The organism is Bradyrhizobium canariense (genome assembly GCF_019402665.1).
Lineage (GTDB): Bacteria > Pseudomonadota > Alphaproteobacteria > Rhizobiales > Xanthobacteraceae > Bradyrhizobium > Bradyrhizobium canariense.
Window position 1 is genome coordinate 132043 of the sequence record NZ_VSST01000019.1, and the last position, 16731, is coordinate 148773.

At 63.6% G+C, this 16731-nt stretch carries 18 protein-coding genes; 17 read left to right on the top strand and 1 reads right to left on the bottom strand.

The features are described from left to right. The first annotated feature begins 66 nt into the window (after window positions 1–66). The 15 genes from FXB41_RS09800 to FXB41_RS09870 all read left to right on the top strand — a co-directional run bounded on the left by FXB41_RS09800 (window position 67) and on the right by FXB41_RS09870 (window position 15766). Window positions 67–1167 (top strand): inositol-3-phosphate synthase, encoded by a 1101-nt coding sequence (locus FXB41_RS09800; RefSeq protein ID WP_219681630.1) that lies wholly within the window; start codon window positions 67–69, stop codon window positions 1165–1167. Then, window positions 1167–1766: a histidine phosphatase family protein gene (locus FXB41_RS09805; RefSeq protein WP_219681631.1), complete on the top strand. Its 600-nt coding sequence runs from the start codon at window positions 1167–1169 to the stop codon at window positions 1764–1766. Before FXB41_RS09800 ends, FXB41_RS09805 begins: the two co-directional genes overlap by 1 nt. Continuing rightward, window positions 1763–2866 (top strand): CgeB family protein, encoded by a 1104-nt coding sequence (locus FXB41_RS09810; protein ID WP_219681632.1) that lies wholly within the window; start codon window positions 1763–1765, stop codon window positions 2864–2866. The genes FXB41_RS09805 and FXB41_RS09810 overlap by 4 nt, the downstream gene beginning before the upstream one ends. Window positions 2867–2868: 2 nt before the next feature. Then, window positions 2869–3678, top strand: a complete 810-nt coding sequence (locus FXB41_RS09815; RefSeq protein ID WP_219681633.1) for a nucleotidyltransferase family protein — start codon at window positions 2869–2871, stop codon at window positions 3676–3678. Continuing rightward, on the top strand, window positions 3675–4442 hold the full coding sequence (locus FXB41_RS09820; protein WP_219681634.1) for a TIGR04290 family methyltransferase: 768 nt from the start codon (window positions 3675–3677) through the stop codon (window positions 4440–4442). The genes FXB41_RS09815 and FXB41_RS09820 overlap by 4 nt, the downstream gene beginning before the upstream one ends. Next, window positions 4439–5392 carry a glycoside hydrolase 5 family protein gene (locus FXB41_RS09825; protein WP_007596137.1) on the top strand — a complete coding sequence of 318 codons (954 nt, stop codon included), beginning with the start codon at window positions 4439–4441 and terminating at the stop codon, window positions 5390–5392. Before FXB41_RS09820 ends, FXB41_RS09825 begins: the two co-directional genes overlap by 4 nt. Beyond that, window positions 5380–6585: a phosphopentomutase gene (locus FXB41_RS09830; RefSeq protein WP_219681635.1), complete on the top strand. Its 1206-nt coding sequence runs from the start codon at window positions 5380–5382 to the stop codon at window positions 6583–6585. The genes FXB41_RS09825 and FXB41_RS09830 overlap by 13 nt, the downstream gene beginning before the upstream one ends. 209 nt (window positions 6586–6794) lie before the next feature. Further along, the gene (locus tag FXB41_RS09835; protein ID WP_219681636.1) at window positions 6795–7907 is read left to right on the top strand and encodes an NAD-dependent epimerase/dehydratase family protein; all 1113 of its coding nucleotides are present in this window, start codon (window positions 6795–6797) and stop codon (window positions 7905–7907) included. Beyond that, complete coding sequence (locus tag FXB41_RS09840) at window positions 7907–8971, top strand: GDP-mannose 4,6-dehydratase (protein ID WP_219681637.1); 1065 nt, start codon at window positions 7907–7909, stop codon at window positions 8969–8971. The genes FXB41_RS09835 and FXB41_RS09840 overlap by 1 nt, the downstream gene beginning before the upstream one ends. Next, window positions 8968–10254, top strand: a complete 1287-nt coding sequence (locus FXB41_RS09845) for a TIGR04295 family B12-binding domain-containing radical SAM protein (RefSeq protein WP_219681638.1) — start codon at window positions 8968–8970, stop codon at window positions 10252–10254. Before FXB41_RS09840 ends, FXB41_RS09845 begins: the two co-directional genes overlap by 4 nt. Then, window positions 10251–11354, top strand: coding sequence for a glycosyltransferase family 4 protein (locus tag FXB41_RS09850; RefSeq protein WP_219681639.1), 1104 nt, complete (start codon window positions 10251–10253; stop codon window positions 11352–11354). The genes FXB41_RS09845 and FXB41_RS09850 overlap by 4 nt, the downstream gene beginning before the upstream one ends. After that, a complete protein-coding gene (locus FXB41_RS09855) occupies window positions 11351–12481 on the top strand; it encodes a CgeB family protein (RefSeq protein ID WP_219681640.1) in 1131 nt (376 codons plus the stop codon). Before FXB41_RS09850 ends, FXB41_RS09855 begins: the two co-directional genes overlap by 4 nt. Continuing rightward, the gene (locus FXB41_RS09860; protein WP_219681641.1) at window positions 12478–13566 is read left to right on the top strand and encodes a CgeB family protein; all 1089 of its coding nucleotides are present in this window, start codon (window positions 12478–12480) and stop codon (window positions 13564–13566) included. Before FXB41_RS09855 ends, FXB41_RS09860 begins: the two co-directional genes overlap by 4 nt. Continuing rightward, window positions 13563–14687 (top strand): CgeB family protein, encoded by a 1125-nt coding sequence (locus FXB41_RS09865; RefSeq protein WP_007596145.1) that lies wholly within the window; start codon window positions 13563–13565, stop codon window positions 14685–14687. The genes FXB41_RS09860 and FXB41_RS09865 overlap by 4 nt, the downstream gene beginning before the upstream one ends. A gap of 11 nt (window positions 14688–14698) precedes the next feature. Then, the gene (locus FXB41_RS09870) at window positions 14699–15766 is read left to right on the top strand and encodes a UDP-glucuronic acid decarboxylase family protein (protein ID WP_219681642.1); all 1068 of its coding nucleotides are present in this window, start codon (window positions 14699–14701) and stop codon (window positions 15764–15766) included. 23 nt (window positions 15767–15789) lie between these two features. Here FXB41_RS09870 and FXB41_RS09875 read toward each other — a convergent pair whose 3' ends face one another. Then, window positions 15790–16050 (bottom strand): hypothetical protein, encoded by a 261-nt coding sequence (locus tag FXB41_RS09875; protein WP_219681643.1) that lies wholly within the window; start codon window positions 16048–16050, stop codon window positions 15790–15792. A gap of 143 nt (window positions 16051–16193) precedes the next feature. Here FXB41_RS09875 and FXB41_RS09880 point away from each other — a divergent pair, with 143 nt between their 5' ends. Both FXB41_RS09880 and FXB41_RS09885 read left to right on the top strand, forming a co-directional pair. Beyond that, window positions 16194–16547 carry a hypothetical protein gene (locus FXB41_RS09880; RefSeq protein ID WP_007596148.1) on the top strand — a complete coding sequence of 118 codons (354 nt, stop codon included), beginning with the start codon at window positions 16194–16196 and terminating at the stop codon, window positions 16545–16547. Beyond that, on the top strand, window positions 16525–16713 hold the full coding sequence (locus tag FXB41_RS09885) for a hypothetical protein (RefSeq protein ID WP_007596149.1): 189 nt from the start codon (window positions 16525–16527) through the stop codon (window positions 16711–16713). Before FXB41_RS09880 ends, FXB41_RS09885 begins: the two co-directional genes overlap by 23 nt. The last annotated feature ends 18 nt before the right edge of the window (window positions 16714–16731 follow it).

Genomic DNA, 16731 nt, shown 5'->3' on the forward strand with positions numbered 1-16731 from the left:
TTTAACACAGTACGTCTTCAACACTGCATGCCTTAACGCTGCACGTCTTCCGGAGGGCCTAGATCCATGCATTCTCGTCTTCAGGACAGGCGGCGCGTGCGCGTCGGCATCGTCGGTGTCGGCAATTGTGCGAGCTCCTTCGTTCAGGGGCTCTCCTATTACCGGGACGCCAAATCGAATGAGCCGGTGCCTGGGCTGATGAACGCCGATCTCGGCGGCTACCACATCAGCGACATTCAGGTCGCGTCGGCCTTCGACGTCCATGCCGGCAAGGTCGGACGCGACGTGGCCGAGGCAATCTTCGCAGCGCCGAATAACACGCACCGCTTCTCCGACGTCGCGCCCACCGGCGTCATGGTCCAACGTGGCCCTGTCATGGACGGCGTCGGCCAATATCTCAAGGACGACGTTCCGATTGCGGATGTTGCGGAAGCCGACGTCTCCGAGGTGCTCGCGACGTCGCGGACGGACGTGCTTGTGTCCTATCTTCCGGTCGGTTCGCAGCGCGCGAGCGAATTTTACGCCGCGCGCGCGATCGAGGCCGGCTGCGGCTACGTCAATTGCATCCCGGTCTTCATTGCCTCGAATCCCGACTGGCGGCGGCGATTCGAGGATGCAGGCCTGCCGATCGTCGGCGACGACATCAAGAGCCAGGTCGGCGCCACCATTCTGCACCGTGTGCTCGCCAATCTCTTCCGCGAACGCGGCGTGCGGTTGGACAGAACCTACCAGCTCAACGTCGGCGGCAACACCGACTTCAAGAACATGCTCGAGCGCGAGCGGCTGACGTCCAAGAAGATCTCCAAAACCCAGGCCGTGACCAGCCAGTTCGATGTGCCCATGGATGCCGATAATATCCATGTCGGCCCGAGCGACCATGTGCCGTGGCTGACCGACCGCAAGCTGGCTTTTATCCGCCTGGAAGGCACGACGTTCGGCGGTGTTCCCTTGAGCGCGGAGGTCAAGCTCGAGGTCTGGGACTCCCCGAACTCGGCGGGTGTCGTCATCGACGCGGTCCGCTGCGCCAAGCTCGCCATGGACCGCGGGCAGTCCGGCGCGCTGACGGGCCCCTCGAGCTATTTCATGAAGTCGCCGCCTCAGCAGTTCACGGACGAGGAGGCCGGACGGCGAACGCGCGCTTTCATCGACGACAAGGCGTACGCCTGATGGCGAAGATTATTCATCTGATCCGCCATGGGCATCATGCCCTGCTCGGCCACACGCTCTGTGGCCGGATGAAGGGCGTAGAGCTCGATGATCTCGGCTGCGAGGAAATCGCGCGATGCGCCGATACCTTCACGCCGCCGCCGAGCATGGTCCAGTCGAGCCCGCAGCGGCGCTGCATGCAGTCGGCCTGCATCCTGGCGGCGCGCTTCGGCTTGCCAGTCGAGATCGTGCCGGCACTCGACGAGCTCGACTACGGCGAATGGACCGGACTGTCCTTTGAGGCGCTCGGTCGGGATCCCCGATGGTCGCGCTGGAACGAACAACGCGGAACGAACCGCCCGCCAGGCGGCGAAAGCATGCGGTCGCTCCAGAAGCGCGTCGTCGCCCATCTGGAACAAGTGCGCAATGATCATGGTAGCGGCACCGTCGTCGTCGCCGTCAGCCATGCCGAACCGATCCGCGCAGCGCTGCTGCATTATTCCCGGAAAGAGCTCGACGACTTCCTCTCGATCAAGATCGACCCCGGCAGCGTCAGCACCCTCAGCGTGGACAATCGCGGACTCAAGATCACCGGGATCAATCAGCGGGTGCCAGCGTGAAGATCGTCATTTTCGGCCTGACAATTTCCTCGTCCTGGGGCAACGGTCACGCCACCTTGTGGCGAGGGCTTTGCAAGCATCTCGCGCGCGCCGGCCACAGCGTCGTCTTTTTCGAGCGCGACGTGCCGTACTACGCCGGCGCGCGGGATTTGCACGAACTGCCCGGCGGCCAATTGCGACTGTTCCCGAACTGGGACGATGTGCTTCCTTTGGCGCGCAGCGACATTCGTGATGCCGATGTCGCGATCGTGACCTCCTATTGTCCCGACGCGATCACCGCGACGGAGCTCGTCCTGTCCGAGGGTCGGGCGGTGCCCGTGTTCTACGATCTCGATACGCCGGTCACCCTGGCGAAGCTGATGGCTGGCGAGACCGTTCCCTACATCGGGCCGCGCGGCCTGCGGGATTTCGCCCTGGTCCTGAGCTTCACCGGCGGTCCACGCATCTGCAACGAATTTCGCGACAGGCTCGGCGCTGGCAATGTCCGTCCGCTCTACGGCCATGTCGATACGGACATTCATCGGCCGGTGCCGTCGCAGCCGCATTACCGTGCGGATCTGTCTTATCTCGGCACATATTCGCAGGATCGCCAGCGCGCGCTCGAGGCCCTCTTCGTCGAACCCGCACGTAGCAGGCAGGATCGGCGCTTCCTGATCGGGGGTGCACAATACCCGGAAGATTTTCCCTGGTCGCCAAACATTTACTTCGTGCAGCACTTGCCGCCGTCTGAGCACGCGTCGTTCTTTGCGTCGTCCCGGCTGACACTCAACGTCACGCGCCGGGCCATGGCGGAGATGGGCTGGTGCCCCTCCGGCCGCCTGTTCGAAGCCGCTGCCTGCAAGGCCCCGCTGCTCAGCGACGACTGGCCGGGACTCGATGAATTCTTTGTACCCGGGCAGGAGATCCTGATCGCACGCGATGCGAAGGACACGCTCGCCGCGTTGACGATGACCGACGCCGAGCTTCAGCACATCGCCGGGCGCGCCTATGAACGGACCATGGATCAGCACACATCCGACAAGCGCGCAGCCGAACTGATTTGGCTGTTCGAGCAGACGGCATCCCTTGGCGCGCGCCGACAGCAACCCGAGGAGGCCTGATCATGTGGGGTATTGTTCCGGCCGCGGGCCGCGGCAGCCGTATCCAGCCGCTCGCCTTCTCCAAGGAGTTGCTTCCGGTCGGAAGCCAACGGGACGACGGCATCGACCGTCCGTGCGCGGTCTCCGAATATCTGCTGGAGCGGCTGATCCTTGGGGGGGCCGACAAGATCTGCTTCGTGATCTCCCCCGGCAAATCGGACATCCTTGAATATTTCGGCGATCATTATGGCAGCGCCCAGCTCGCCTATGTCGTGCAGCCCGATGCGTCGGGGCTGTGCGATGCCGTGTTCAGGGCGGGCACGGTCGTTGGCCACGACGAAGACATCCTGGTCGGACTTCCGGACACCGTCTGGTTCCCGAAGGCAGCCTTGCAGGCATTGCCGGCCGCCGACCTGTCGTTTCTGCTGTTTCCAGTCGAACACCCCGAGTTCTTCGATGCCGTCGTGCTCGACGGCGACCGCGTCACGGAGATCCAGGTCAAGCAGCCGGATGCGGCGTCGAAATGGATATGGGGCGCCTTCAAGATGTCCGGCAACGGATTTCGCGAACTCCAGTCGTTGTGGACAAAGCGCGAGCGCCGGGATGAATATTTCGGGACGCTCGTCAATGCCTACATCGCGGCCGGCGGCCGGGGTCTCGGCGTCAAGGCCGGCGAATCCTATGTCGACGTCGGCACCATCGACGGCTACCGGACGGCAATGGCGTTGCTCGCGGAAAGCTCTCCCGGGAACGGACGCTCTCGACTGCTGGCCGGCGGTTCGCCGGAGGCAGCCCGCCCGGCCCCCGCAATGAACAATGGAGTGACCGCATGAGCAGTGGCGCCTTCTCCCGCGAGGAAATCCGCCAGCGCGTCGATGCGCTCGGGCCATGGTTTCACAATCTGGACCTCAACGGCGTGCCGACAGCGCCTTCACACTTTCTCGGCGACTATCCCAACGTGAAATGGCGCCGCTTTTCCGGGATCATTCCGGACCGCCTCGAAGGCAAGACCGTGCTCGACATCGGCTGCAATGCCGGTTTCTACGCCATGGAGATGAAGCGGCGCGGCGCCGAGCGCGTCCTCGGCCTGGACACCGACGACGAATATCTCGCGCAAGCCCGCTTCGCGGCTGAGGTGAACGGGCTCAGGATCGAATTCCGCAAGATGTCAGCCTATGATGTCGGACAGCTGCGCGAAAAATTCGATCTCGTGATCTTCATGGGCGTCCTCTACCACCTGCGGCACCCTCTGCTGGCGCTCGACCTGATCCACGAGCACGTGGCCGGCGATCTCCTGCTGTTCCAGTCGATGCAGCGCGGCGACAGCCGCGTGGATTCCCTCGACAAGAACTACGACTTCTGGACCACCGATCAGTTCGATTCCCCGGGCTATCCAAAGCTGCACTTCATCGAGAACAAATATGCCGACGACCCCACCAATTGGTGGGTGCCGAACCGCGCCTGCGCCGAAGCCATGCTGCGCAGCGCCGGCTTTGCGATCGCGGCGCATCCGGAAGAGGAAGTCTATCTCTGCAAGCGGGTGACAAGGCCGCAGGCGGAAGGTCCGGTTTATCCGTCGCGGGAGACCGGCCGATGATCGAAGCCGCCAAGATCTGGAACGAGCCCAACAACAAATCGCACTGGGACATCCTGATCGATCCGGATTGGACCATGTTCGCCAGCCTGGCGCTGGCTGCCGGAAAGGCGATCCGCAGCGCGCATCCCACACTCCCGCGTGTGCTTGGCGGCATGTCGCCGATCGATCCGTCCTTCATGCGCAACATGCAGGCGCGCGGCGTGCTCGATCATGTCGATGCCGTGGCCGTGCACGGCTTTCCGCTGGACTGGAACCTGTGGCAGATCGCGGAATGGCCCGCCAAGATCGAGGAGATCAAGGCGGTCACCTCGCTACCGGTCTGGGTGACGGAGGTGGGAGTCTCGTCCTTCGGTGCCGAGGAGGTGCAGGCCTGGGGACTGACGCGGACCGCTGAGCTATTGACTGGCCGGGCGCCGCGGATTCACTGGTACAGCCTGTACGATCTGCCTTCGAGCTGGGAGGCGACTACGCGGCACAAGGAAGCTGAAGGCTCCTCCTACTACCGGCATTTCCACATGGGGCTGCTGCGCGAGGACGGCACGCCGAAAGCTGCCGCGGACTTGTTCGGCCAATATGCACCTGCGATGGGCCTGTGCCAGTGGTTTCACTTCGAGGACCACCGCCTCGATGACGCCGTGCGCTGGATGCGCCGACTCGGCGTGCAGCATCTCAGGACCGGCCTGTCCTGGGCTGACAGCTTCCGTCCCAATGCGCTCGCCTGGTTCGATCGGCAGATGGACGCGCTGGCCGAGTTTCAGGTCACGGTGACCTTCTGCTTCACCCCGGAACATCGGGGTATCGAGCCTCATCACACCAGCCCGCCGCTCGACGTCAACGAGTTCGCGGATTTCTGCGCACAGATGGTCGAACGCTATTGCGCGAAAACCGGGCTCGCGCCGTCCGCAGCGTCTTCGCGCGCGGCCATCTCGGAGCCGACATGCGTGCCCTGATCCTGGTGATGGACTCCGTCGGCATCGGCGCCGCGCCCGATGCCATCAATTACGGCGACGAGGGTGCTGATACCGTCGGCCACATTGCTGACATGTGCATGGCCGGCAATGCCGACGGACCACGCCGGGAGGGGCCGCTTCGGCTTCCCAATCTGGTCGCGCTCGGCCTTGGCCAGGCTTGCCGTCTCGCCACCGGGCGCGTACCGCCGGGGCTCGATGGCCGTCCTGAGCATGCGCGATTTGGCTGCGCGAGCGAGATCTCCAAAGGCAAGGACACGCCATCCGGCCATTGGGAGATCGCCGGCGTGCCGGTGCCGTTCGACTGGGGCTATTTTCCAAGAACCAAGCCGTGCTTCCCGCGCGACCTGATGGAGCGCCTGTGCAAACAGGCCCGATTGCCCGGCATCCTCGGGAACTGTCACGCGTCCGGCACCGAGATCATCGCCGAATTCGGCGAGCGTCACATCAGGACGGGCGAACCGATCTGCTATACATCGGCCGACAGCGTGTTTCAGGTCGCAGCGCACGAGGACACGTTCGGACTCGAACGCCTCTATGAGGTCTGCCGCATTGCGCGCCGACTGATCGATCCCCTCAACATCGGGCGCGTCATCGCACGTCCCTTCATCGGCACGTCGGCAGGCGACTTCAAGCGAACAGCGCATAGGAAGGACTTTTCCGTTCCGCCGCCGGGGCGGACAATCCTCGATCTTGCCGAAAGCGCAGGCCGTGACATCGTCACGATCGGCAAGATCAACGACATCTTCGCCCATCGCGGCACCGGAAGGAACTTGCGCGGCGACGGCAACCAAGCGCTGTTCGATGCCACGCTCGATGGGCTGGCCTCTCTCGCAGAGGGCGGCATGCTCTTTGCAAATTTTATCGATTTCGACACACTGTATGGCCATCGCCGAGATGTCGGGGGCTATGCAGCGGCACTCGAAACCTTCGATGCACGCGTTCCGGATCTGCTGAACCGCCTGCGCGACGATGATCTCCTGATCATCACGGCCGATCATGGTTGTGACCCAACCTGGAGCGGCACCGATCATACGCGGGAACAAGTGCCGGTCTTGGCGTGGAACGCACGATCAACTTCTCCGATCGGCAAGCGCGCCGGATTTGCGGACATCGGCGCGACGGTCGCGAGCCATCTCGACCTGCAGGCGCCGGTTCACGGCGTGCATTTTTAGCCCGCTGCACCGGACAGATTCACCTGGGTTATTGATCCAGGTTAGAGAAATATTCGTTTGTAGGTTTCGCAGGAACGAACATTCCTTGCATCGCTTCTTATTCCAAATGTGACTGGCGCGCCGGTCGCCCGACCAGAACAGCAGCGCGCTTTCATTCTCATCACGGATTGATCCCGCAGGATCGATCTCACGGCGGCACGGAGCGGTGAATGACGCGAGTATTGATCACTGGAGGTGCGGGATTCATCGGGTCGCATGCGGCCGACGCACTGCTGGCGGCCGGCTATGAAGTCCGCCTGCTCGACAATCTCTCGCCGCAGGTCCACGGAGGCAACCGCCAGCGTCCCGCCTATCTTGCCAAAGACGCGGAGCTCGTCGTCGGTGACGTCACCGACGCTCTCGCGGTCGATCATGCGTTGCGCGGCACCGACATGGTGCTGCATCTCGCATCAGCGGTCGGCGTCGGCCAGAGCATGTACGACATCGAACCCTACGTCAGAACTAACGAGCTCGGTACCGCCGTGCTGTTGCAGACGCTATCCAAGCGCCCGGTCTCGCGGCTCGTGGTGGCCTCGTCCATGAGCATCTACGGCGAGGGCCTTTACCGGAGCGCCGATCAGAGCGTGGTCGCCTGCGAGGAGCGGGCGGTCGAGCAGCTTCGCCGCGGCGATTGGGAGCTGCGCGATGCGGCCGGCCACCCGCTCGACCCCGTTCCTACGCCGGAGACAAAGCAGCCTTCGCTGAGCTCGATCTATGCGCTCAACAAATATGCGCAGGAGCGCATGTGCCTGATCACAGGCAAGGCTTATGGCATCCCGACCGTGGCGCTACGCTTCTTCAATGCGTTCGGGCCTCGTCAGGCCCTGTCCAATCCGTATACCGGCGTGCTGGCCATCTTTGCCGCCCGGCTGCTCAACTGCCGCCCTCCCCTCGTCTTCGAGGACGGCCGGCAGCGCCGCGATTTCGTCCATGTCCATGACGTTGCCCGCGCCTGCCGGTTGGCGCTGGAGGCGGAGCACGCGCAGGACGTCTTCAACGTCGGCTCGGGCCAGAGTCGCACCATTCTGTCGGTCGCGGAGGATCTGGCCGAAGTCATGGGGCGCCGCGACATTGCGCCCGAGCTGACGCGGAAATATCGCGCCGGGGATATCCGGCACTGCTTCGCCGACATGGGAAAATCCCGCGACGTGCTCGGCTTCGAGCCTCGCGTCGTATTCAGGGCCGGGCTCGAAGAGCTGGCGGAATATCTCGCCGACCAGATCGCTGACGATCAGGCCGAGCGAGCCACCAAGGAGCTGCAGCAACGAGGATTGGTCGCGTGATGAGTGAACGAGACAACAGACCCGTCCTGATCACCGGCGGCTGCGGGTTTATCGGTTGCAACCTCGCCGATCGCCTCGCGGAGCGTGGCGAGCCGGTGCTGATCCTGGACAACCTCGCCCGCGCCGGCGTGCGGGAGAATGCGCAATGGCTGAAGTCCCGGCATGGCGACCGGGTCACAATCACCGTCGCCGACATTCGCGAGCCGATCCCGGTGATCGACGCGGTACGCGAAGCCCGCGCCGTGCTGCACTTGGCCGCCCAGGTCGCCGTCACCGACAGCGTGAGCGATCCGGCCGCCGATTTCGAGATCAACGCGCGTGGCACATTGAACGTGCTCGAAGCCGTGCGGCTCCACAACAACGCCGCGCCAATCGTGTTCGCCTCGACCAACAAGGTCTACGGACGCCTGATCGACGATGGCGACATCGCGCTCACCGGTCGCCGCTACACGCCGACAAGCGGCCTGCTGGCCGCCGGCATCTCGGAAAATGCGCCGCTCGACTTCTACAGCCCCTATGGATGCTCCAAGGGAACGGCGGATCAATACGTTCACGACTATGCGCGGGTCTACGGCCTCCAGACCGTGGTGATGCGGATGAGCTGCATCTATGGGCCCCGTCAATTCGGCACCGAGGATCAGGGCTGGATCGCGCATTTCCTGCTGAGCGCCATCCGCAGCAAGGAGCTGACGATCTATGGCGACGGCCATCAGGTCCGCGATGCGCTTCACGTCTCCGACGCGGCCTCGGCCTGGCTCGCCGTGCTCGATGGCATCGCGCTCGCCCGTGGACGCGTCTTCAATCTCGGCGGCGGTCCGGCCAACGCAATCAGTCTGCTGGAATTGATCGACCGCATCACCGATCTGACCGGCCGCAAGGTGGCCTATCGCTTTGCTGATTGGAGGCCGGGGGATCAGCCCTGGTACGTCACCGACACGCGCGCGCTCTCCAGCGCGCTCGGCTGGGCGCCTCAGGTTTCGTTCGCAGACGGCCTCCGATCCCTTCACACCTGGCTGGACGGCCGGTTCGGATCGTCGCAAGGTAACCGCGAGGCGCTGGCATGACGCGTGTTGCCCTCATCAATCCAAACTGGGATTTTGGCGGCAGCATCTATTTCGGCTGCCGATCCCCTCACCTTCCGCTCGAACTCGGGATCTCCGAGCATTATTTGAAGGCGGCCGGGCACAAGACGCTGCTGCTCGACGCCCACATGTTCGATCTTTCCCTCGCCGATATCGAAGCCGAGCTGCGCGCGTTCGGCCCCGACCAGATCGTCATCACGACGGCACCGACCTATCTATTCTGGCGCTGTGCCCCTCCCGAGCTCCGCGTTCCGCAGGAGCTCGCGAGGGCGGTGCGCGATTTGGCTCCGATCCTGATCGCGGTGGGCCCGCATGGCTCGACTGTGCCAAGGACCGCGCTTCAAAAGCTCGGCACCGATATCGTCGTGATGGGCGAGTGCGAGGCGTCCTTGCTGCGTCTCGCCAATGGCGAGCGGGACTTTCCGGGCCTGTGCTTCGCCGATGGCGCATCGCTCCGTGTCAATGGCGGCCCGCAGGCCGTCGCGTTCAAGGATCAGCCGCCGCTCGACTGGCCGGAGGAGATGATCCGGCGGCACCATCATCACCATCATCGTTTCGAAGCCGAGCCGCAGGCGCCGGGAGCCGAGGTCGAGTCGTCCAGGGGATGTCCGTACAACTGCACCTTCTGCGCCAAGGAGAATTTCCGCAACGCTTACCGCAAGCGGCCTGCCTCCATCGTTCTCGAAGAGATCGACGGCCTGCGTCATCAGGGCATCGAATACGTCTATTTCATCGACGAGATTTTCCTTCCGAACGCGGAACTGCTGGAAGGGCTGACCACACGCGGGCTGAAGTTCGGTGTGCAGACCCGCATCGACCTCTGGAAGCCGGATATGCTCGCGCTGCTCGGCCGCGCCGGCTGCGTCTCGATTGAAGCCGGCATCGAGAGCCTCACGGTCGAGGGCCGCGCCGCGCTCGCCAAGAACTGCAAGATGACGACCGACCAGCTTGCCGAACGGCTGGTTGAAGCGCGCCGTCACGTTCCTTTCGTCCAGGCCAATTTGATCGAAGTTCCCGAGGATGATGATCCCGTCGTGCAGCGCTGGCGCCGCACCATGCAGGATGCCGGCATCTGGGCCAACGATCCGGTCCCGCTGTATCCCTATCCGGGCTCGCCGGATTATCGAAAGCTGTGGGGCGAGCCCGACGATTTCGCCTGGGAGCGCGCACACCGGCACTATCTTGCGATGTTCGACCAGTTCAGCGACGTGCAGAACGATCGCCCGGTCCCGCTCGAGACTCTCGAACTGCAGGTGACATCATGAGCCGCAGCTCGCAGCTCAGGATCCTGATGACGACCGATACCGTCGGGGGCGTCTGGACCTACTCGTCCTCTCTTGCTTCGTCCCTTGCTGCGAAGGGCGCCGACGTCACCCTTGTGACGATGGGTCCGCGCGCGCGAGCCGGCCAGCTTGAGATGCTGCGTGGCTCGCGGGTCCGCCTGATCGAAACGGACCTTGCACTCGAATGGCAGGACCCGGAAGGACGAGATCTGCCCCAGGCCAGGCGCGTCCTTGCGAAGCTCGAAACCGGAATCAGGCCCGACGTCGTTCACCTCAATAGTTTTCGCGAGGCGACCTTCGCCTGGCGCGCTCCGGTGGTCGTCGTCGCACATTCCTGCGTCAACTCCTGGGGGCTCGCCTGCCGCGATACGAGCTGGCTCGGCGAACCGAAATGGCGCGGCTACACCGAACGGGTGACGGCCGCACTCGACACCGCACAGGCCTGGGTTTGTCCCAGCCAGTCCTTCAACGATGACATTGCGGAAATCTATCGGCCTCGCTCGCGCGGCATCGTGATCTGGAATGGAATTGGCCCTCAGGGTCTCGCGGGACGGAAGCAAGACATGATCTTTGCGGCGGGCCGGCTCTGGGACCGCGCCAAGAACATCGAGGTCCTGGCGGCTGCGGCGCCTGGGCTGGACTGGCCCGTTCAGGTTGCCGGGCCGGTGAACGAGTGCCCTTCGGCTTCCGTCACATGGCTCGGGCATTTGCCTCACGAAGCCATGCGCGCGCACTTGCAGCACGCCGCTATCTTTGCCAGCCCCGCGCTCTATGAGCCGTTCGGCCTCTCCGTTCTGGAAGCCGCGGCGGCGGGATGCGCTCTCGTCCTGTCCGACATTCCCACTTTCAGGGAATTGTGGAGCGGGGCCGCGCTGTTCGTCGACCCCACCGACAGCAAGGCGCTGCATCGAGCACTCGCGGATCTGTGCACCGACGATCGCGAGCGAGTGCGGCTGCAACGTGCCGCCTTTGAGCATTCCCTGACCTACTCGCTGACCCGAACCACGAGCGCCTATCTCAGCCTCTACGAGGAGCTGCTTGCTGACCATCACGCGCCCGCCCCCATGGAGGTACGCGCATGAAATGCGTTCTGTTCTACCACGCGTTCACCTCCTGCTGGAACAACGGCAATGCCCATTTCCTGCGCGGCTATGCCCGCGAACTTCACGCGCTCGGTCATGAAGTCGTCGTGTTCGAGCCGATCGACGGCTGGAGCCGATTGAATGCGATCCGCGAGGGTGGCAGTCAGACGATGGAGGATATTCCAACGCTGTTTCCCGGCATCGGCATCCGCCGCTACGACGCCTCCCTTGATCTCGATGAAGCCTTGCACGGTGCCGACCTCGTCGTCGTCCACGAATGGAATTCGCCTGATCTGATCGCAGACATCGGATCGAGACGGGCTCACGGCGCTCCGTTCACGCTGCTGTTCCACGACACCCATCATCGCGCCGTCAGCGCGCCGGACGAACTTGCGCAGTTCGACCTCGACGGCTTCGACGGTGTGCTCGCCTTCGGCGAGGTCCTTCGTCAAATCTATCTGAAGCTCGGCTGGGCCGACCGGGCCTTCACCTGGCACGAGGCGGCCGACATCGCCCTGTACCATCCGCTGCCGCATGTCGAGCGCACCGACGATGTCGTCTGGATCGGAAATTGGGGCGACGGCGAACGCAGCACCGAGCTCAACGAATTTCTGGTCGAACCCGTGGCCGAGCTGAAGCTGCGCGCGGGGGTCTATGGCGTCCGCTATTCGGACGGGGCGCTCGACACCATTCAGGCGGCAGGCATTCGGTATGGCGGCTGGCTGCCCGCACACTGGGCTCCCATCGCTTTCGCCGGCGCACGCGCGACTGTCCACGTTCCCCGCGGCCCCTATGTCCGCTTGCTTCCGGGCATTCCAACCATTCGCGTCTTCGAGGCGATGGCCTGCGGCATTCCACTGGTCTCGGCCCCCTGGTCGGATGCGGAAGGCCTGTTCCCGGAAGGTGCCTATCTCGGCGCCTCCGACGGCACCGAAATGAAGCGGGCGCTTCGTGCGCTGCTCGATGACCGGGAGTTATGGTCCTCCACCGTGGAGACCGGACTCCGGACAATCAAGGAACGTCACACCTGCCGTCACCGGGCGGAGCAGCTTGTCGGCATCGTGCAGGACCTCCGGGTCACAGGCCACTCCAAAAAGCCCCTGCGATACATCGGAGCCTCCGCATGAAGATCTGCTTCTTCGGGTCCAGCCTCGTCTCATCCTACTGGAACGGTGCTGCCACCTATTACCGCGGCATGCTGAAGGAGATTGTGGCCCTCGGCCACGACGTCACATTCTTCGAGCCCGATGCCTTCGAGCGCCAGGCCCATCGCGACATCGACGATCCGGACTGGGCGAAGGTGGTGGTCTACGCCGCGACGCCCGACGGCTGGCGAAGCTCGCTTGAGGAAGCGGCCCGCTCGGCCGACATGCTGGTCAAGGCCAGCGGCGTCGGCGTCTTCGATCGGGAGCTGGAGAACGCGGTCGCTGAAATTCCGTCGAATGCGATGCGCATCTACTGGGACGTCGATGCCCCCGCGACGCTGGAGTCGGTGGCGGACAATCCAGACCATCATCTGCGCCATGCGATCCGGTCCTACGACATGGTTTTGACCTATGGCGGCGGCGATGCTGTCGTATCCGCTTATCGCGGCATCGGCGCGCGAGACTGCGTGCCGATCTACAATGCGCTCGACCCCACCACGCACTTTCCGGCGCCGCCCAATGCGCACTTCACCTGCGATCTGAGCTTGCTGGCAAACCGCCTCCCTGATCGCGAGCAGCGCGTCGAGCGGTTCTTTATCGATGTCGCCTGCCGATTGCCGGACAAGACGTTCGTGCTCGGTGGATCGGGGTGGGACTCGAAAGACACGCCAGCCAATCTGCACAAGGTCGGGCATGTCGGGACCGGCGACCACAACGCGTTTTTCGGCTCCGCTCTGGCTACGCTGAACGTCAATCGCGATAGCATGGCCCGCTACGGCTTCTCGCCGCCAACGCGCGTGTTCGAAGCCATCGGTGCCGGAGCCTGCCTGATCACCGACCAGTGGGACGGCATCGATCATTTTCTCGAACCAGATCGCGAGGTGCTAGTGGCCGCGAGCGGGGCCGAGGTCGCAGAGCATCTTGCCGCACTGCGCCTCGACCGGGCTCAGGCGATCGCAGCGCGCGCTCGTGCGCGCATTCTGAGCCATCACACCTACCGGCAGCGCGCGCGCCAGTTCAACGATCTCTTTGCCGCAAGCAGTTCGCGAATCGAGGCAGCAGAATGAACCTCACCATCGTCGTCGTCGGTCTTTCGGTTACTTCGTCCTGGGGCAACGGTCATGCCACGACCTACCGCGCCCTGATCGAAGCCCTGGCACGACGAGGTCACCACGTCACGTTTCTGGAACGCGACGTCCCCTGGTATCGCGAGCATCGCGATCTTGCCAAGCCTTCCGCTTGGACCGTCGAGCTTTATCAATCCTTGAAGGACATCCCGCAGCGTTTCGGCAAGATAATCCGCGATGCCGATCTGGTGGTCATTGGCTCCTACGTGCCCGACGGCATCGCGATCTCCGAATGGATCACGACCCACGCCCGGGGGATTACCGCCTTCTACGACATCGACACGCCGGTCACGCTTGCCAAGCTCGAGCAGGGCCTGGACTATCTTTCCGCGGCGATGATCCCGCGCTTCGACCTTTATTTGTCCTTTGCCGGCGGCCCGGTGCCCGGCATGATTGAGGAGAACTATGGCAGTCCGCTGGCGCGGGTGCTGTATTGCAGTGCCGACACCGACATCTACGCGCCACAACGCGTGGAGAAGAAGTGGGCATTAGGCTATCTCGGAACCTATAGCGAGGACCGGCAACCGGTTCTGGAGCAGTTGCTGCTCGCCCCTGCTCGCACTCTGTCACGCGAGCAATTCGTCGTCGCCGGGGCGCAGTATCCCGATGAGGTGGTCTGGCCCGCCAATGTCGCCCGGATCGAGCACCTCACGCCCAGACATCATCCGGGATTTTACGCAGAGCAACGCTTTACGCTAAACGCCACCCGCGCCGACATGCGCGCGCTCGGCTTCTCGCCCAGCGTTCGGCTGTTCGAAGCGGCCGCGTGCGGCACGCCCGTCATCTCGGACCGGTGGCCTGGAATCGAGACCGTCTTCGAGCCTTTCCGGGAAATCCTGCTCGCATCGAGCCCCCGCGACGTCGTGGAGATCCTGCGCGACATGCCCGAGGAGCGGAGGCGCACGATCGCGGAAAACGCACGGCGGCGCGTTCTGGCCGACCACACCTCCGACCATCGCGCCCGGCAAGTGGAGACCTACTACGCCGAGGCATCGGTCCGTCGCCGTCGGAAAGCCCCGCAACTTCCCGCCTCGCGTCCCATGCAGGTCGCTCAAATCTGAAAGGCACCACCATGACACTTCAGACCCGCATCAACGCGTCCCGCCGCTCCCCCACCGTTCTGGTGGCCGGCGGCGCCGGCTTCATCGGATCCCACCTCTGCGACTCGCTTCTGCAGCGCGGCCACACCGTGATCTGTCTCGACAACCTGTTTACGGGAAGGATCGACAACATCCGGCCGCTGCTCAATCATCCGAATTTTCGCTTCATCGAACATGACGTGCGCGATCCCGTCGAGATCGACGGCGACATCGACCGGATCTACAGCCTCGCCTGCCCGGCGTCGCCCCGTCACTATCAGAAGGATCCGGTCGGCACGATGAAGACGTGCGTGCTCGGCACCATCAACATGCTGGAGCTCGCGCAGCGGAAAGGCGCGCGGGTGCTGCAGGCATCAACCAGCGAGGTCTACGGCGATCCGGAGGTCCATCCCCAGCCGGAAACCTATCTCGGCAACGTCAATCCGATCGGGCCCCGGGCCTGCTACGACGAGGGCAAGCGGGCCGCGGAAACGCTGATGTTCGATTACCATCGCATGTACGGGGTCGAAATCAAGGTCGCGCGCATCTTCAACACGTACGGACCCCGGATGCTGGAGAATGACGGACGCGTGGTCTCCAACTTCATCGTGCAGGCACTTCGCGGAGAGCCGATCACGATCTATGGAGGTGGTACGCAGACCAGGAGCTTCTGCTTCGTCGACGATCTCGTGCACGGCCTCCAGCTGCTCATGGAGAGTTCGTCTTCGATTACCGGTCCGTGCAATCTGGGCAATCCCCACGAGGTCACCATCGAGGCCATTGCGCGCGACGTGCTGGCGTACACGGAATCAATTTCCCCGCTCCGGTTCGAGGAGTTGCCCAAGGACGATCCAAAGCGCCGCAAACCGGTGATCGACACAGCCGTTCGAGCGCTGGGATGGCGCCCGCGCGTGGCGCTCAAAGACGGTCTCAAGGCGACGATCGCCTATTTCGCCATGCGCATGGCCGGGGAAGCGCCGGCACTCGTTCCGGCCATTGCACCGCGCCGGGGCGGACGTACCGGGGCACGCGGCAAGCTGACGATCGCCGATCGGCAGTGATCAGCGGAACTCCTCGCGAGCCCTCAAGCCCGTGAAGCAGCCGCGCCGCGGACCGACTTGCAGAGGTTCTCGAGATGGTACTGGTATTCGGAGATCGCGCGGTTCGCCATCCGGATCCGATTTTCCTGGCCTTCCTGGACCATCATGGTGATGCGTTGGGCTAGAAATACGCACGCATCGAATTCATCGTGGATCGCTCCACTACGGGCGAGAAAGTCCCATGCGATCTCATAGGCCTGTTCGGCAGCAGGATTGCGGTAGTCGTTGAAGATGATGTGCGTCATGACAGCAAAACGCGGATGAGAGGGTTTCGGTCCTGCGAGCCCATATGACAGCGCAGGCAGCCTCGGCGGCCGATACATGCCCGTAGGAACGAACGATTCCTGCCCGTGTTGACCTCGCAGTTCCTACCGACGGCTTTTTGTTCATGGTCAAGGATCTATCGCGTGAAACGGAGAAGGACGGCACCCGGAAGCTGATGATGGCGGGATCGGGAGTGGCCGCGGTCCTGTTTGTGGGGTTCATCGTCTGGTTCGCCGTCCCGCAGATGTTCGGGGCAACGGACTATCTGGGCCGCCCCTCCACAGGAGCCGGCTGCCTCAACGATCAGCAGCGCGAACAGCTCCGCTCCATCCTCTCATCAGCGCATGACCCCGCGATGGATCGCCCGAATTTCGAGATGATGATCGGTACTTCCGTGCCGCGCCAGTACGCTGATCGCGTGCCGCCGCATCGACGGATTGTAGAGAGGACAGCTTATGCCGAAAGCAAAAGAACCTGAAAACGATCCGAGAGAAACCCCGGTCGACGATCCGCGACAGCAGACCGATTTGCCAACCCACCGGCAGACGGACCAGCCTTGGCAGGGGAATCCCGAGAAGGAGCAGATCGACCCAAAGCGTCCCCCGATTGATCTGGAGCGGTGGCAAAAATCGAATACCCACTAGCTGCGACGCACGTACCTC

Bases quoted from the DNA above. Each gene is read 5' to 3' on its own strand.
- FXB41_RS09800 (WP_219681630.1), top strand. From the start codon at position 67: ATGCATTCTCGTCTTCAGGACAGGCGGCGCGTGCGCGTCGGCATCGTC.
- FXB41_RS09805 (WP_219681631.1), top strand. From the start codon at position 1,167: ATGGCGAAGATTATTCATCTGATCCGCCATGGGCATCATGCCCTGCTC.
- FXB41_RS09815 (WP_219681633.1), top strand. From the start codon at position 2,869: ATGTGGGGTATTGTTCCGGCCGCGGGCCGCGGCAGCCGTATCCAGCCG.
- FXB41_RS09820 (WP_219681634.1), top strand. From the start codon at position 3,675: ATGAGCAGTGGCGCCTTCTCCCGCGAGGAAATCCGCCAGCGCGTCGAT.
- FXB41_RS09825 (WP_007596137.1), top strand. From the start codon at position 4,439: ATGATCGAAGCCGCCAAGATCTGGAACGAGCCCAACAACAAATCGCAC.
- FXB41_RS09830 (WP_219681635.1), top strand. From the start codon at position 5,380: ATGCGTGCCCTGATCCTGGTGATGGACTCCGTCGGCATCGGCGCCGCG.
- FXB41_RS09835 (WP_219681636.1), top strand. From the start codon at position 6,795: ATGACGCGAGTATTGATCACTGGAGGTGCGGGATTCATCGGGTCGCAT.
- FXB41_RS09840 (WP_219681637.1), top strand. From the start codon at position 7,907: ATGAGTGAACGAGACAACAGACCCGTCCTGATCACCGGCGGCTGCGGG.
- FXB41_RS09845 (WP_219681638.1), top strand. From the start codon at position 8,968: ATGACGCGTGTTGCCCTCATCAATCCAAACTGGGATTTTGGCGGCAGC.
- FXB41_RS09850 (WP_219681639.1), top strand. From the start codon at position 10,251: ATGAGCCGCAGCTCGCAGCTCAGGATCCTGATGACGACCGATACCGTC.
- FXB41_RS09855 (WP_219681640.1), top strand. From the start codon at position 11,351: ATGAAATGCGTTCTGTTCTACCACGCGTTCACCTCCTGCTGGAACAAC.
- FXB41_RS09860 (WP_219681641.1), top strand. From the start codon at position 12,478: ATGAAGATCTGCTTCTTCGGGTCCAGCCTCGTCTCATCCTACTGGAAC.
- FXB41_RS09865 (WP_007596145.1), top strand. From the start codon at position 13,563: ATGAACCTCACCATCGTCGTCGTCGGTCTTTCGGTTACTTCGTCCTGG.
- FXB41_RS09870 (WP_219681642.1), top strand. From the start codon at position 14,699: ATGACACTTCAGACCCGCATCAACGCGTCCCGCCGCTCCCCCACCGTT.
- FXB41_RS09875 (WP_219681643.1), bottom strand. From the start codon at position 16,050: ATGACGCACATCATCTTCAACGACTACCGCAATCCTGCTGCCGAACAG.
- FXB41_RS09880 (WP_007596148.1), top strand. From the start codon at position 16,194: ATGGTCAAGGATCTATCGCGTGAAACGGAGAAGGACGGCACCCGGAAG.
- FXB41_RS09885 (WP_007596149.1), top strand. From the start codon at position 16,525: ATGCCGAAAGCAAAAGAACCTGAAAACGATCCGAGAGAAACCCCGGTC.